This window comes from Ruegeria sp. CE6 (genome assembly GCF_056537485.1).
Map to the genome: position 1 here is coordinate 1039230 of NZ_JBQFRR010000001.1, position 15467 is coordinate 1054696.

General features: G+C 56.1%; 18 protein-coding genes. 6 read left to right on the forward strand and 12 right to left on the reverse strand.

Translation table 11 applies throughout. From position 1 onward, the window contains the following. Positions 1-3: 3 nt before the first annotated feature. Positions 4-669, reverse strand: a complete 666-nt coding sequence (locus ACR0DK_RS05155; protein WP_170406731.1) for a DsbA family protein — start codon at positions 667-669, stop codon at positions 4-6. Positions 670-683: 14 nt separating this feature from the next. After that, positions 684-1190 carry a DUF721 domain-containing protein gene (locus tag ACR0DK_RS05160; protein WP_170398930.1) on the reverse strand — a complete coding sequence of 169 codons (507 nt, stop codon included), beginning with the start codon at positions 1188-1190 and terminating at the stop codon, positions 684-686. 81 nt (positions 1191-1271) lie between these two features. On the opposite strand from ACR0DK_RS05160, the gene mutY reads away from it, so the two are divergent. Continuing rightward, a complete protein-coding gene (gene mutY / locus ACR0DK_RS05165; protein ID WP_255611933.1) occupies positions 1272-2327 on the forward strand; it encodes an A/G-specific adenine glycosylase in 1056 nt (351 codons plus the stop codon). Positions 2328-2386: 59 nt separating this feature from the next. Further along, positions 2387-3523 (forward strand): alkane 1-monooxygenase, encoded by a 1137-nt coding sequence (locus ACR0DK_RS05170; protein ID WP_223117144.1) that lies wholly within the window; start codon positions 2387-2389, stop codon positions 3521-3523. Between the two features lie 74 nt (positions 3524-3597). Here the strand turns inward: ACR0DK_RS05170 and ACR0DK_RS05175 are convergent, their stop codons facing one another. The 4 genes from ACR0DK_RS05175 to ACR0DK_RS05190 form a co-directional block, all read right to left on the reverse strand. Then, positions 3598-4980: an adenylate/guanylate cyclase domain-containing protein gene (locus ACR0DK_RS05175; RefSeq protein ID WP_170425881.1), complete on the reverse strand. Its 1383-nt coding sequence runs from the start codon at positions 4978-4980 to the stop codon at positions 3598-3600. 132 nt (positions 4981-5112) lie between these two features. Then, on the reverse strand, positions 5113-6216 hold the full coding sequence (locus tag ACR0DK_RS05180) for a site-specific DNA-methyltransferase (RefSeq protein WP_223117145.1): 1104 nt from the start codon (positions 6214-6216) through the stop codon (positions 5113-5115). Between the two features lie 105 nt (positions 6217-6321). Continuing rightward, complete coding sequence (locus tag ACR0DK_RS05185; protein WP_223117146.1) at positions 6322-6939, reverse strand: ribonuclease HII; 618 nt, start codon at positions 6937-6939, stop codon at positions 6322-6324. A gap of 109 nt (positions 6940-7048) precedes the next feature. Next, the gene (locus ACR0DK_RS05190; protein ID WP_480735027.1) at positions 7049-7528 is read right to left on the reverse strand and encodes a hypothetical protein; all 480 of its coding nucleotides are present in this window, start codon (positions 7526-7528) and stop codon (positions 7049-7051) included. A gap of 175 nt (positions 7529-7703) precedes the next feature. Between ACR0DK_RS05190 and ACR0DK_RS05195 the strand changes: the two genes are divergently transcribed. The 3 genes from ACR0DK_RS05195 to ACR0DK_RS05205 all read left to right on the forward strand — a co-directional run bounded on the left by ACR0DK_RS05195 (position 7704) and on the right by ACR0DK_RS05205 (position 10314). Then, positions 7704-7991, forward strand: coding sequence for a hypothetical protein (locus ACR0DK_RS05195; RefSeq protein WP_480735029.1), 288 nt, complete (start codon positions 7704-7706; stop codon positions 7989-7991). Then, the gene (locus tag ACR0DK_RS05200) at positions 7963-8664 is read left to right on the forward strand and encodes a winged helix-turn-helix domain-containing protein (RefSeq protein WP_170398951.1); all 702 of its coding nucleotides are present in this window, start codon (positions 7963-7965) and stop codon (positions 8662-8664) included. The genes ACR0DK_RS05195 and ACR0DK_RS05200 overlap by 29 nt, the downstream gene beginning before the upstream one ends. 90 nt (positions 8665-8754) lie before the next feature. Then, entirely contained in the window at positions 8755-10314 is a 1560-nt protein-coding gene (locus tag ACR0DK_RS05205) for a DUF427 domain-containing protein (protein ID WP_480735032.1), read from the forward strand. 119 nt (positions 10315-10433) lie between these two features. Here the strand turns inward: ACR0DK_RS05205 and ACR0DK_RS05210 are convergent, their stop codons facing one another. The 6 genes from ACR0DK_RS05210 to ACR0DK_RS05235 form a co-directional block, all read right to left on the reverse strand. Further along, entirely contained in the window at positions 10434-11231 is a 798-nt protein-coding gene (locus ACR0DK_RS05210; protein WP_480735035.1) for a DUF1217 domain-containing protein, read from the reverse strand. Continuing rightward, positions 11228-11629: a flagellar biosynthesis repressor FlbT gene (gene flbT / locus ACR0DK_RS05215; protein ID WP_170398959.1), complete on the reverse strand. Its 402-nt coding sequence runs from the start codon at positions 11627-11629 to the stop codon at positions 11228-11230. Before flbT ends, ACR0DK_RS05210 begins: the two co-directional genes overlap by 4 nt. Then, positions 11629-12003, reverse strand: a complete 375-nt coding sequence (flaF, locus tag ACR0DK_RS05220; RefSeq protein WP_223117150.1) for a flagellar biosynthesis regulator FlaF — start codon at positions 12001-12003, stop codon at positions 11629-11631. The genes flbT and flaF overlap by 1 nt, the downstream gene beginning before the upstream one ends. 77 nt (positions 12004-12080) lie before the next feature. After that, positions 12081-13298: a flagellin N-terminal helical domain-containing protein gene (locus ACR0DK_RS05225; protein ID WP_170406757.1), complete on the reverse strand. Its 1218-nt coding sequence runs from the start codon at positions 13296-13298 to the stop codon at positions 12081-12083. A 210-nt stretch (positions 13299-13508) separates the two neighbouring features. Beyond that, positions 13509-13856, reverse strand: a complete 348-nt coding sequence (locus tag ACR0DK_RS05230) for a flagellar biosynthesis protein FlgN (RefSeq protein WP_223117151.1) — start codon at positions 13854-13856, stop codon at positions 13509-13511. Continuing rightward, on the reverse strand, positions 13849-14121 hold the full coding sequence (locus ACR0DK_RS05235; protein ID WP_480735038.1) for a rod-binding protein: 273 nt from the start codon (positions 14119-14121) through the stop codon (positions 13849-13851). Before ACR0DK_RS05235 ends, ACR0DK_RS05230 begins: the two co-directional genes overlap by 8 nt. A gap of 115 nt (positions 14122-14236) precedes the next feature. Here ACR0DK_RS05235 and ACR0DK_RS05240 point away from each other — a divergent pair, with 115 nt between their 5' ends. Further along, a complete protein-coding gene (locus ACR0DK_RS05240; protein ID WP_223117152.1) occupies positions 14237-15466 on the forward strand; it encodes a flagellar hook-length control protein FliK in 1230 nt (409 codons plus the stop codon). The last annotated feature ends 1 nt before the right edge of the window (position 15467 follow it).

Genomic DNA, 15467 nt, shown 5'->3' on the forward strand with positions numbered 1-15467 from the left:
GATTTAGCTGCCAAGCTCGGCTTCGATCAGCGTCTTGAAGTCGTCATAAGGCTGATTTTCAACCTTCTTCCCATTCACGACGAAAGTAGGCGTCGCCTGAATTCCATCGCGTTCGGCATTTTCCTGATACCAGGCCACCAGTGTCTGCGCGCGGGTACCGTCCTGCAGGCAAGCCTCAAGCTGATCATTGTCTATGCCAGCGAGACGCCCGATCTTGCGCAGTTCATCAACGATTTCGGCAGGACCTCCGGCACGGGTCCATTCCGACTGGCCTTCATACAGCAGGTCGGTGATGCCAAAGAACTTGTCAGGTCCTGCACAGCGCGCGACCATCGAGGCCCACAGGCCATAGCGGTCGAAATACACCTCGCGGTAAGTGAACTTTACCTTGCCGGTATCGATGAAGTCCTTTTTGAGCTGCTTGTACGCGCCCTGATGGAAATTCGCGCAGTGCGGGCAGGTGTACGATGCATATTCGATGATCTCGACTGGCGCGTCTTCGGCCCCCTGCACCATCTCGACGATGGTCGAGGTGTCCAAATCCGCCTCTTGCGCCTCAGCAGCGCCAACAAGCGGGTTCGAAGGGATCGTGTTACTCGACGTTGTCAGCCAATAGCCGCCAGCGGCCACGGCGACAGCCGCACATATTACGGTTGCAATCCGGCTCATTCATCAGCCCTTTCTTAGCGTTTCTGTCTGGATAAAACGTTGCGGCCCAAACGTTCAAGGGCCGCGCGCAAATCTTCATCATCAACCGCGCGCGACACATTGTCGGCCTCAGCTGCGATTTCTGGTGAAACAACCGGTTTCGTCTGTTTCGGTTTGTGATCGAAACTCGCCTGCCCCTCAGCAAATCCGGTAGGCGCGGTCTGGGTGATACGCACCCGATTGATCGCGTTGTAACCATAGACCGCATTCACTTTGTCGCGCAGCTGTTCTTTCTGCATCTCCAGCATTGGCGCCTGCGGCCCGGTGGTCAGCACCGTCAGTGTCGCGCCAAAGCCACCCTTGGCGTATCCCACATTCACCGGCCGGGCGATCGACGCGATGTCCTGGCCCACAATCTCGGCCCAATGGGTCAAAAGGCGCGAGACGGCAAATCCCCGGCTTTCCCCGGCCTGCCTGATCCGGTCGTTCAGCAAAGTGGCGGTGCGCTTGAACCCGCGGGTCGAGGAACGTCTGCGTTGCATCTGGTTTCCAACTCCTGCGCCGCTATTGTAATAGGCTGATACCCGGACGCCAGTGAAACCCGACAGAGAGTTACATAAAACTTGCGTGACTGCACCGAATCTGACCTGAGCAATACGCTGCTGGATTGGTACGACCGCCACGCACGTGAAATGCCTTGGCGTATTGGCCCGGCAGCGCGTGCCGCAGGCGTAGCACCAGACCCCTACCGCGTCTGGCTATCCGAAGTGATGCTGCAACAAACGACCGTTGCCGCTGTTCGCGACTATTTTGTTCGTTTCACCACGCGCTGGCCAACCGTCGAAGCCCTTGCCAATGCGCAAGATGATCAGGTCATGGGGGAATGGGCTGGCCTGGGCTATTACGCCCGCGCCCGCAACCTTCTGAAATGCGCGCGGGTGGTTGCGTCCGCGCATGACGGGCAGTTTCCCAACAATTACGATGCACTACTGGAACTGCCGGGCATTGGCCCCTATACGGCGGCGGCCATAGCAGCCATCGCATTTGATCGACCCGAAACTGTCCTGGACGGCAATGTCGAACGGGTCATGGCAAGGCTCTATGATATTCACGAACCCCTGCCCGCCTCAAAACCCCTGTTAAAGAAAAAAGCCGCGGCATTGACCCCGCAGCACCGGCCTGGAGATTACGCGCAGGCTGTCATGGATTTGGGTGCAACGATCTGTACTCCAAAATCTCCGACTTGCGGTATTTGCCCCCTACATGCGGCCTGTCTGGCGCGGAAGGCGGGGACGCAGGTGGAACTGCCGCAAAAAACGCCCAAGAAGCCCAAACCCACCCGGCTGGGCCACATCTACATCGCCCAACGCGGAGATGGTGCCCTGCTGTTGGAACGCCGCCCCGATAAGGGTTTGCTGGGCGGAATGTTGGGCTGGCCTGGCTCGGACTGGTCCGAAACACCGCTGGAAAGCCCTCCGTTCCCGGCGCGATGGCACGAAATCCCCGGTGAAGTGAGACACACCTTCACCCACTTTCACCTGATCCTGCGTATTTGGACAACCGAATTGCCAGACGGTTGCGATCCGAACGGTCTGACTGTCATGGACAAACACCAATTCAGGCCCAGCGACCTGCCCACGGTTATGCGCAAGGCTTTTGACCTCTGGCGCGGCCAATAGACTGCTGGGCAAAGCCCAGTGCGCGGTCTACGGTGCCGCCAACGTTTCGGAGCCTCAACATGATCGCATCTGACACCCTGTCCCGCTGGCAATCCGCCCTTCCCTTTTGGGTCTCATACCTCCTGATCCCACTGATCTGGATGACCACCACTGCAGGCGGATGGTGGGTCCTGCTGGTACCGCTTTCGACATGGTGGGTCTTTGCGGTGCTTGACCGGCTGACCGGCCTAAACCTTGAAAACGCCGACCCGGATACGCCAGATGCGGGGCTGCAATGGTATATCTGGCTGACCAAAGCCTGGGCACCGGTGCAATTCCTCACGCTCTATGGGCTGATCTGGTACACTACCCGAGCCGTAGATATGAGCTCGGTCGAAAAAATCGGCGTGTTCTTCGGCATGGGCGTCCTTTCCGGAACGATCGGGATCAACTACAGCCACGAGCTGATGCATCAGAAAGGCAAACTGGAACGCTGGCTGGGCGATTTCCTGTTGTCGATGGTCCTTTATTCCCATTTCCGGTCCGAGCACCTGCTGGTTCACCACCGCTACGTCGGAACTCCGCGCGATCCGGTAACCGCGCGCTACAACGAAGGTTTCCACCGGTTCTATCCGCGCGTTCTGCGCCAAAGCCTCATCTCAGCCTTTCGCGCCGAGCGGGAAAAACTGGCCCGCAAAGACCGCCCGTGGACCGACCCGGCAAACCCGTTCTGGCGCTATTGGGGCCTGCAAGGAGCCATGCTGCTGCTAGCATTTCTGATCGGCGGATGGGCAGGGCTAGGCCTGTTTTTGGTACAGGCCGGCACCGCGATCTGGCAGCTTGAACTCGTCAACTATGTCGAACATTACGGGCTGACGCGCAAATATCTGGGCGATGGCAAGTACGAGCATGTGCACCCGCGCCATTCCTGGAACGCGTCACAAAAGGCTTCAAACTGGCTGTTGATCAACCTGCAACGCCACTCGGATCACCACTACAAGCCCAACCGCCGCTTCCCATTGCTGCAACACCATACGCAGGACGCAGCGCCGCAACTGCCTCATGGATATCCGGTCATGACCCTTGCCGCGATGATTCCGCCCTTGTGGCGGCGTATCATGAATCCGAGGGTCCGCGCTTGGCGGCGTCAATACTATCCCGAAATCACCAACTGGAAGCCTTACAACAAAGCGCACAACCCTGCCCCTCGCACCTGACTGCAGCGCGCTGCCCGGCCCAACGGGAAGGATCGCATCTTAGATGCGGTGCTGACAGGCGGGAGCCCTGGTTGCTACAGCACCCAGACATCCATCGGGGCTGTAACACCGCGAACAGGCTGGTCCGAGTACTGTGCAAACCCGGTCATCATGTCTTGCGCATTTGGCGTCTCGCTTAGGGCCTGAGACCGCAATGCATCACTGACAATGATGCGCGCTTGAAAATCGCGCGTCAGGGCCTCTAGCTTCGCGGCAACATTCACCGCATCGCCGATCACTGCAAATTCCAGCCGGTTTGCACCGATATCCCCCAGTACGACCGAGCCATAATGAACCCCGACCCCGATCTGAATCTCTGGCTCACCCGCGCGCTTGCGCTCCAAATTCCAACGGTCGATCATCTCGACCATGGACCGCGCGCACGCCAGTGCATTGCTTGCATCCAGCTCTCCGGGTACGGGGGTTCCAAACGTGGCCATCAGCCCATCGCCCAAGTATTTGTCGAGTGTTCCGTGATGGCGAAACACCTCGGTCTCCATTCGGGCGTGGAAACCACGCAAAACTTCAATAACCTCATATGGATCACGGCCAGCCGAAAACTTGGTGAAGCCAACGATGTCGATAAATAGAACCGCGATATCCTCTTTGCGGACCTGCTTCAGAGGTTCGTCGTTCTGGCTCAGCTCATCCACCACATTCGGCGAAAAGTATCGAGACAGATTAGCACGTTCACGTTCAAGCCCAGCATTGGACATCAGCAAGCGATTGAGGCGGCGCATCGACACCCCAAGCGTCACTGCGACCATGACAAAAACGATCACCTGCTGGATGCGTAGGGTTGGCATGAAACTGTTGGGATCCATGAACTCGGCCACATCCGGGTAGCCTGACAAAGCCTCGGCCACACGCTCGCTAATCCCGGGGATCGGGGTGGCGACCCACCAAGCGATCACCCATCCAGCCGTCCACATCATCGCCGTCCACGAACCGATCGCAATGACAGTGCGCCAAGAATAGGCAAGCGTCCCTGCTGCTAGGATAATGAAGAAATATTGAAAATTGTCGAACCGATACTGCATCGCCAGTGGTCGCACATCGTCGCTGAACGGGTTGGGCACAATCATCCCCAGCGTCATGATCAGCAGATCGACGAAGATCAAAAGCAACTCGGTCCGGGATTGCCCCACACGACCCGCGCGTTGGATCAGCCAACCATTGGCGCAGATCAGAAGCAGGATGAAATGGTACCATAGGACCTCCCACTGGGGATTCAGATAGATCAGCAAAAGCCCGGTCAACGCCATCGCGATCCAGCGTGCACGAACGGCCAGTTCAAGCCCCTCTCGCTTGTGTCGTTCCAGTGCTGCCTCAGTATATTTGTTGTCCAGATCGAAGTTGTCCGGTTGCGTAACAAAGAACCGGCTAAGGCGGGATTGACTGGCGGTGGTCTCGGTCATTGCCTTTATCTCCCAAAAGGGCTGTCAGGGGCTGCCCTATGCAATCATCTCACAGGCAAAAACAAAAGACCCCGCCGGTAACGGCGGGGCAAGGCGTAGTGCCTTGTGTCAGGCCACAGGCACCGGCGGTATTCAGTTATGCAATTCGGCCCTAATCTGCTGACGCAACACGTCGATGGGCACGGTTTTGCCATCGCGTTTGAAGCACCAATAGGTCCAGCCGTTACAAGACGGTGCATTTTCCAGATGCGCGCCAACCTGATGGATCGAACCTTTGACGTTCTGCCCTACCAGAGTCCCGTCGGCGCGGACCTTGGCCTTGTGGCGTTGGTTCATCGAATACAGTTCCTCACCCGGGCGCAGCATGCCGCGTTCGACCAATTGGCCGAAGGGCACGCGCGGCTCAGCGCGCTTGCTAGCGCTGACTTCCAACGCTTCGCGGTCAAACTTACGGACCTTTGAAATACGCTTTTCAGCCACCTTGCGATAACTTTCTTCGCGCTCAATCCCAATGAACTCACGCCCCAGCATTTTCGCTACAGCACCTGTGGTGCCCGTGCCAAAGAACGGATCCAGCACCACGTCACCGGGATTGGTCGAACCAATCAACACGCGATGCAGCAGTGATTCCGGTTTCTGCGTCGGATGCGCCTTATCGCCGTTTTCATCCTTGAGCCGTTCATGCCCGGTGCAGATCGGCAGAACCCAGTCGCTGCGCATCTGCACACCTTCGTTAAGGGCCTTCAGCGCCTCATAGTTGAAGGTGTATTTCGCGCCTTCGCGCTTGGAGGCCCAGATCATCGTCTCATGCGCGTTGGTAAATCGCTTGCCGCGGAAATTCGGCATCGGGTTCGACTTGCGCCAGACAACGTCGTTCAGAATCCAATAACCCGCGTCCTGCAGGGCCGACCCCACACGGAAGATATTGTGATACGAGCCAATCACCCAGATCGCGCCATTGGGTTTCAGCAAACGATGCGCCGCTTTCAGCCAGTCGCGGGTAAACTGGTCATACGCCCCAAAACTGGAAAACTGATCCCAATGGTCATCGACCGCATCCACCTGCGAGTTATCAGGCCGGTGCAACTGACCTTTCAGCTGCAAGTTATATGGGGGGTCCGCAAAAATCAGGTCAACCGACGCCTCGGGCAGACTGTTCATCGCCTCGATGCAGTCGCCGGATAGAATCGTGTTTAAAGGGAGCGCGGCTGCGCCCTTTGTCTTGATTGTGGTCATATCACTGCCTCAGTTCCACGGCGCTTTTGCGCTCATTTGGTTGAGACAAGGATGAGTCAAAGATGATTCGCCGTCAATTTCTTTTTTGAATCAGCGACTTACGATTTACTCTTGATACAAGATATTGTGGACTGGTTTGAACGAACGTCTATGGTGTGGGGTCACGCCAAGATTTTGCAACGCCTCGCGGTGCCGTTTTGTCGGATATCCGGCATTCGCCTCCCACCCATAGCCGGGATGCTGTTGCGCCAAATCCACCATCAGCTGATCACGCCAGATTTTTGCAATGATCGACGCTGCCGAAATCGACACCGACCGTGCGTCGCCCTTCACCACCGCCTGCGAGGGTAATTTCATACCGCGCGGGATCATGTTGCCATCAATCAGCAAGAAATCCGGAGCCGGGTCCAGCGCAGCTACCGCGCGTACCATCGCCAGATGCGAGGCGCGCAGGATGTTATGCTCATCGATCTCTGCAACCGTGGCTTCGGCCACCGCGACCTCTGCCCGGTCGCGCAATATCTCATCCAAACCGCCGCGACGCTTGGCCGTCAGTTTTTTTGAATCGTTCAACCCAGCGGGAATGTCATCCGGGTTCAAAATAACCGCTGCGGCTACAACCGGGCCGGCCAGCGGACCGCGCCCAACCTCATCCACCCCGGCAATTCGGGTATATCCGCGTGCCAGCAAAGCCCGTTCGAGTTCATAATCAGGTGTCATCATACCCTTGGCAAATCGCGTTTCGTAGCGCTTCGCAAGAAAAAAGAGAGGGCAGCTTGCGCCACCCTCTCCCGCGCGGCGCTTCTATGGCGCCACTCCTGCTCGAAACCTGTTACTGGTAAACGACACGGTATCCTTTCTGGCGCAGGCAGGCGGGTTCGTATGCCCGTTTTACCTTTTTACCATTCCAGAAACCAACCTTGCATTGGTGTGGCAGGCTATCGGCATGTTTATAGTACTTCTTCAGGCAATTCGGCCCAAGCAGCGGACGCTTGTTCGAATAGGCATTGAACGTGCGCAGGCAACGCTGTGGTAGGTCATAACGGGCCACGCGCTTTGGCAACGGGCGTACAGCATGATTTTTCTTGGCCTTCTTCGCCTTGGCTTCAGCCTGCTTGTGACGCTTGCGGCGCTCTGCCTCTTCGTCGCGCTTTTTCTCCTGATGATAGTGGTTGACCGCAGCACCTATGAGCGCGATCGCAGCCAATCCGCCGAGAATATCTCGGGTATCTGCCGCCCGTGCCTGCGACGCCGAGATCCCCGTGATGGCGACGGCGGTTGCTATGATCAGAGCGATAAATTTCCGGTGCATGATGCGTGTCCTTTCGGATAATGGGCAGGCCGGTTACCGACCGCGGAATTGATAACCTGACACTGCGACCACCCCGTTCAGACAAGCAATAACGGCATACTGTTATTCAATATCAGCACCACAAACCCCCTGAGGTTATTGAATATCCACCCAACCCATGCGCAGGATGCAGCCCATGAAACAGATCCTCTCTTCTCTGGCTCTGACGGCCCTGATATCGGTTGGGTCGCAAGCCATCGCGGCAGATTGCTATGCCGACTACAAGGCCAAGCAGGACAATCCCTTACGCCTGCACTATGGCGTCATGCAGGTCTCAAGCTGCGATAAAGGCTCGGCCCGGAAAGAAGTCGCCAAGCGGCTGGAATCAAACGGCTGGACCCTGCTGAACGTGATGACCGTTTTCGAGGCGGGTGGATTGGATCAAAGGAAGGCCAATGCCGGAAAATACTATCTCCGTTACTGAGGCGCGTCGTTCGGGGGTTCGGCTGGTTGGTCTGGGGATTGCGGCAATCGTCGCGATCCTGGTGACTGCAGCGGTTTTCCTGTTCTGGACGCTACCGGACGCAAATGCCTTCAACGCGCGGGTTGAACGGCTGTTTGTCGAGGCTGACCTGACCTCGCAATCGGAAATCCGTCTGCTCGAGATTCTGGCGCAATCGGGCACCGCCTTTGCCGATACGCTATCCAGCTATCGAATGGTCATCTTCGTGCTGTTGGTCTTTGCCAGCGCCATGCTGATCACCGCGCTTGTTTTTCTGGTCATGCTGGTTCTGCTGAACCGCCGCATGGCCCAGATTGAGCGGACGGGGATCCAGGTAACATCCCTGCTGATCAGCCGTGAAGAGAATACCGTTTATCTCAACAACATGGATTTTAAGTTGACCCCCGCCGCGATGGAAACGCTTTCGGTTCTGGCTGAATCCCGGCTGGATGACGAGGTCCTGTCGGGTGCCCAGATCGAAGCGATGATCTCGGGCAGAAACGCTGCAGATTGCGATGAGGCCGCCGGGGCAACCCGGATCAAACGCCTGCGCGACGCCTTGGGAAATCAGATGGTCAGTGAGCTGCTGGTGAAGAACATCGCCAAGAAGGGCTATATGCTATCGATTGAGAAAGACGTTATTCAAATGGTCTGAGGATGCCATTGCGGTAAAATCTACGTGCGCATCTTGGAATTCTCGTCCTCAAGACCCATGATATAAGGGCTTGGCCAAGGGAGGTTGCAGATGAACGTCCATGCCACACCGAATGTCAAAGGCTATGGGATATCAGTTGAGCCGCTGCAGGGACGGATCGCGATCTACCGTGGTGATATACTGCTGGCCGAAAGCCACAACGCCAAAGTCATGTACGAAACGCGGCTACCTCCCGCGATCTATGTTCCGCGCGAAGACCTGTGCGTCGAACTCAGCCCTGAGACCGAATTGCAGACGTTCTGCCCCTTCAAGGGTACCGCAACCTATCACGACATTAGCCTACCGGAAGAGCGCCTTACGAACTCGATTTGGGCTTATGAAGACGCCTTCCCTGAAAGCGCGGCCATTCAGGGCCATATTGGATTCATGCCGGATACCGCGACGCAGATCGACCTCGGCGACAACCAACTGCGTCAACCCGACGATGGCAATATCAGCGGCCCCCTGATCGATTGGCTGATGCGCGGTGCGTCCGAAATTAACACTCCTGATGCCTTTACAAAAACGCTGGCCGAGAAAATGCTGGAACATGGCATCGCTATTCAACGCCTAAGCATTCTGGTCTGGTCGCTGCATCCGCTGATCGCAGGCAAACACTATATCTGGGAGAAAGACTTGGCTGAGATTTCGACCCACACTCCGACCTATGAAATTCATGATCACCCTGCCTTTACCAATAGCCCTCTGCGTCACGTTTCAAACGGGTTGGGTGGTGTCCGCCAGCGCCTGAACAACGACAATCCGCATAACAGCTTTCCGATCATCGAAGACCTGCGCGCAAAAGGGGCCACCGATTACGTTGCCATGCCACTGCCTTTCTCGGATGGGCGGACGAATGTCCTGACCCTGACTTGCGATCATCCCGATGGGTTCACGACTGAGAATCTGGGTCTGGTTTTTGAATGCTCTACTGTCATCGCGCGGTTCTACGAGGTCTTCATGCAGCGCGAAAACGCGCAGGTTCTGCTGGAAACCTATGTAGGCAAGCGCAGCGGTGCGCGCGTTCTGGGGGGCGAGATTCGCCGCGGTGATGGCGATGACATAGATGCGGCGATCATGTTTTGCGATCTTCGAAATTCAACCGCATTGGAAGAAAAACTGGGGCGTGATGACTATATCGAGCTACTGAATGCGTTTTTTGAGACAGTTTCAGGGATCGTGCACGACCATGACGGAGAAGTTCTGAAATTCATCGGCGACGCTGTTCTTGCCGTCTTCCCGGCGGGTGACGATGCCGCCAAAGCCCGATCCAGCGCGCAGCTTTCGGCAACTGAGATCGTCGAAAAACTGGGTGAATTGCGCAGTGACGGAAGTGATCATGATTTCGACTGCTCGATTGGTGTCGCCTATGGCCGCGTCACCTATGGCAATGTGGGCTCACGCGAACGGTTGGACTTTACCGTGATCGGTCAGGCCGCCAATGTCGCTGCCAGATTGGGCGAATATGGCAAAACCGTCGGACATAGAATTGTTGTCTCGCAAGATATCGAACCTGTTTGCAAACAGGCGATCCCTTTAGGGGCGATCAAGCTGCACAACGTCTCGCAACCGATCAAATCATTTGCCCTGCAAACCTCAGCCGATGCCTGATTTGACAGTTTACTTCGCAAGAGTTGAACCTCAAATTGTGCCACTCACTATCTCGGATCGGTCAACCTATGGCCTTGCGCGAGAAACCGTACACACCGTGTCTGGTTGACATCAATGGTTCAAAAACCACCGCCCAGCAGGATCAGAGCCGTCTGCGCAGGTGAGATCGTCTGTTGGATTTGATTGATCTGATTGCGGGCCAGATACGTGTCGGTCAGTTTGTCGATTGCCTCACCTTCAGTGAACTGCGCCAAATCGGATGACCCTGTAACGCGCTGCAATCGATCTTTGAACACCTCAAGCTGCTTGTCGATATCCAGTTGCGCAAATGCTGAAGGCAGCCCCAATGCCGTTTCCATCATGCGGCGCAAGGGAGGCAGCCCCATCAGATCAAACCACCTTCTGTCCTCACTGCCACCCTGGCCAGCCAGATCGCGCAAAGCATGCTGGGTGTACAACGCGATACGCATCGATTCATCTGCTTCACCAACCGAGATTTCAAATCGCGCAATCAAGTTGTCGTCAGCGATCTTTTCCATGGCGTCCACCAATCCGGTCTTGCGCACATCGCCGGGACCAAGTCCAAAGGCATTGGCAAAATCACGGTACCTGCCGTCGGCCAGCCTGTTCGCAAGCGCATCGTCAGCCTGCGTTCCATCGGACAAGATTTTTTGGACAAAATACCGATTGTCGAGATCACTTTCCAAGCCAAACGCACCCAATGCCACCCGCAACAACCGTCGGTCCGAAACCAGATCCTCGGCCGTCTGGACCTTGCCGATATTGTCTAGAAAATACCTTGAGTCCCGTTCATTGATCCCCGAGGCAGAATAGCTTTGAAGCTGCGCCTCATAGGTACGCTGCAAAAAGCGCCAGCCAACCAGACCACCTGAAGGTATGACCGGCTGGAAGGTCACTGCTGATACGCCATCAGACGTTCTTCGCGCGGCAACAGTGAACGCAAGGCCTTTAAACACTTATAGTATTGCTCTGCCACCAATGCTTCAGTTGCGTTGGCAAGGACCCGGCGACTGTCGGCATCCGTGAAAACCTGGCTCAGCTCTTCCACGCGCCGCAGAAGTTGCTGGCGCGCCTGCTCAGGTTCGGTATCGCCTGACAGAACCAACTGCGCGGCATAGCAGACACGGCGTACCGGCGTGTTGACCTCTTCCGGGTGAATGGCATCGCGCAGGCGCAGGACATTTGCCTGAGGTGTCATGATCGAAAACCGACTGCGTCGATCCCCGTTTTCGATTACAACACCATTGATCAGAACCCGTTCCTTTGGGGCAAGTTTCAGGACCAGACCCCCCATCAGTTGCCCCTCATTTGACGTAGCCCGCGCAACACGGCCATGTTGATCTCAAGCAGCGGCTCAACGGTCGCCTTGTTCGCCAGCACCTGGCTGCTGTGTTGTTCGATAAACTCAGCCAAATAGAAAATCCGCGCCCGCAGATTGCTCGGCAGCCCGTTATCCGCATCCGCCACATCGGTTGCCAGCACAGTCCACAGCCGGCGATTTTCGTGCAAGGCTTGAACGAACCCTCCGAAATCAGCCGCTTTCCGCGTGGAAGCAGCCTTCAACCGATGTGTAATCCTGGAAATCGCCTCATACTCTGTATCCCGAGGTGTTCGCGTCGGTGCAGCAGATTGCGCATAAGCGCGGTGAGCAAGCGTTTGCGGTGTCACTTGAAATCCTTCCAATTGTCCTTCAGCGGGCGATTAAGTCCGGGGCACAGCGTGCGTGCCCCGGATCAGTTCCAAAGTTAGCGGAACAGCGACAGGATGGACTGTGGCGCCTGGTTCGCGATCGATAGCGATTGGGTTGCCAGCTGTTGCTGGACCTGTAACGCTTGCAGTCGCGCCGAGGTTTCTTCCATGTCAGCGTCAACCAACGAGCCGATACCGGATTTAAACGAGTCAGACAGGTTCGAGATGAACTCTTTCTGGGTCTCGATCCGACCCTGCGCCGAACCAAAGGCCGCCGAGGCATCAATCGCAGTATCGATGAGGCCTTCGATCGCACCAAGCGCTGCGGATGCGCCGGCAGAAGTCGACACATCAATCGAGGCCAGAGCGCCTAGACCGCCAGAGTTGGCGTTGGCATATTGACCGCTGATCTGCAGCGAATCTGACCCTTCGTTGGTGATATCGAGCTGTGCAGCATTCGTACCCGGATCATAGACGACCGAAACATTGGCATCCGAAGCTTCGATGGCAGCTTTCAGCCCCGCAGCGATGATCTCTTCGGGCGCGTTGCCTGCGGCGATATCCTCAGCCCGGACTGTATAAGACGCGACATCGTCGCCCAGTCGGACCGTGAAAGTATCACCAGCGGACAATGTGCCCGGATCAGCGATCACGATGCTTCCATCATCATCGCTTCCGCCGTTTCCATCCAACGAAAATCCGAATGCGTCGGCCGTATCCGCAGTGACCCCGTCAGTTCCAGTGAACACGTCGGCAGCAGTGTAACCACCTGTCGACAGGTTTTGCGCCGATACGCTAATGGAAGACGCTGTCACGTTGCCTGCATTGTCTCGATCCAAAGAGGACAGAATGCTTGCGCCAGCCCCACCGTTCACCAGATTGAGGCCATTGAACTGGGCAGCGCCGACAACCGATTCGATCTGATCCCTAAGCGCGGCCACATCGGTGTTGATCTTAGCACGATCAACGTTGTCTTCTTGCGCCGCAACGATCTTGCCTTTCATCTGGTTCAGCAGATCCGTCACAGTTTCTGAGGCGTTTCGAGCAACTGCGACAGTGGATTCACCCAAGGCCAGGCTGTCCTTGATCGCATTGAAGCCGTTGACGTCTGATTCCATCACCTTTGAGATGGCCCAGACAGCCGAGTTATCCTTGGCTGTAGCCACATCCTTGCCGGTCGAGATCGCGTTTTGCGTCTGTGCGAGGTTCTTGTTGACCGATTTGAGAGTTTGCAGCGCAACCATTGCGCCATTGTTCGTCAGAATGCTGGACATATTTGTCATCCTCTTAGCGTTCGGGCGCGTTTGACGCCCATGTTGGACCCACCAAACCGGCAGGCATTCTGTCGTTCTGACCTGTGCGTCGTGCCTTGTGGCCTTCGCGCCACCCGTTGTTTCAGGTGCATCGCCACATTTGCCCCCGATCTCCTAACGGAGTGCTAAGACGGGCAAATCCGAAATCTCGAATTTGAATCAAACCTGATGCTATGCCCGTTTTTCCAGCTTTGCCCGCGATCGCAAGGCAAACCCACTACGCTGCCCCGAGGCGTCATAAGTACTGAACTCCTGCCGGACCTGTTTCAGTTCCGCCATTCGGTCCGCCACAGCCCGAATACCCTCGGCCGCACTATTCAATAGGGCTTGATTGCGCACGACCTTCGTCTGGATCCGGATCAGATCATCGCTTTCCAACACCTGCAGATCATTTATTGCATCGATCAGATTCTCTTTTTCAGGCACCAATCGATCCAGATCGGTCAAATCCCCCTGAACCAGGGCTGTGCGCTCCAGATCCAAAAGGTCTTCCAGTGCCTGAATCAGATCTTTATCCATCGGACTTCTCCATCATTGCATTGAACAAAATTTCCGAAAGGCCGATTCCACCCGCCTTTGCCATTTGCTGTGCCTGCTGTTGCACCAGAAACGAAGCAAACTGATCTTCGCCTGCGCCACCGCCAAAGGAACTTCGTGCTTGGCCGAATCCTGCTGACTTGAGCATTTCAGCCAGAAAAGCGGCTTCCAGCTCAACAGAGGCGGCTTTCAGCTTCTGTGGAATCTGGGCGGAGTGCATGGTCGCACTGGTAGATGTAATCGTCATCGGATTCTCCGAAAATTGCTATGAACTTTCTCGATCAAAGGGGAAAGCGGTTAAAATAAACGTAACTTCCTGTGGGCACAGTGCCGGCCAGATCAAAGAAACCCCGGAGCGAAAAATGACCAACCCGCTGACGATCATGTCGCCTGCATCTGCCACGGGTGACAAACCGGGGGCATCTCAGGGTAAAGAGCGTGATACCAAAGGTGGGTTTGCCTTTGAGGAAGTGCTCAATGAGGATGTCGAACAAATCGAGTTGAAGGATGTAGATCCGTTTGTGGCTGATTCAAACCTGCCATCCGAACAATCAGAAATTCCATCTGTTTCTACGGCAGATTCAACTGAGACAATCAAAACCGACGAACTAGAGCCCGCCCAACTGCAGGTGGCTGCGCAAGAGGTCGCAGATGCGCCGAAACACCACGCAGATTTTGCCGTCGGTGAGACGAACCATGTTGCCGCTCCGCCCAGCCCGGTACAGCAAATTTCGCAGTTGGCCTCTGAAAACTCAACGCTAAGACAAAATACAGGCTTGCCCGAAGCGGCTGCCCCAAGGCCTGACGCAAACGTTCTTCGAGCGCCAACCCAAGTTCCGATCCATGATGTTAGCGGAAATGGATATCTACACCAAATGCCGGCCTCAGACGCGCTAAATGCTAGCTTTGTGGGGGATACGTTTTCGAAACTGGAACCGCCAAGTCCTGAAACAGAGGTGCCACTCGTCGCACGCGCAGTTGAGCCTGTAGAGGCTCGAATAACCCAGCAAACTGTCATTTCTGCCGCCTTGAAACCGCAGGCAACAGCTTGGAATCTCGACCGGGCTCCGGGCGATGCTATTGCGGAAACGGCGATCAGCGCGGAAGTTGATGACCTTTTTGCTGTCAAAGACACAGCGGTGGGCCACACGATACGCGACACGACGCAAGCGATGCCCGTCGCCGCAGCCCGCGCGGAAACGGCACGCACGATTGCGGGGCAACTGGCCGCTTCGATTTTGACCCGACCAAATACCGGTGGCGTTGAAATAGCCCTGAACCCCGAAGAGCTTGGGCGCGTATCAATCACGCTCAACGGTCGAGAAGACGGGTTTCATCTATCGATCGCGGCCGAACGGCCCGAAACACTGGACCTGATGCGGCGACACATTGCGATTCTGTCGGCTGAGTTCGAAAAGCTGGGTTATGGGGATCTGTCGCTTGATCTTAGCATGTCCGGGGACTCGTCCCGGCATGGTGATCCATCAGAGCCTGACCCTTCCTCAGAAACGGTCGAAATGGTTCGTGACGCGGACCATAAGGCACCCACACTTTCGGCCGGCCCTGAAAGGGGCCTTGATATGAGGCTTTAAT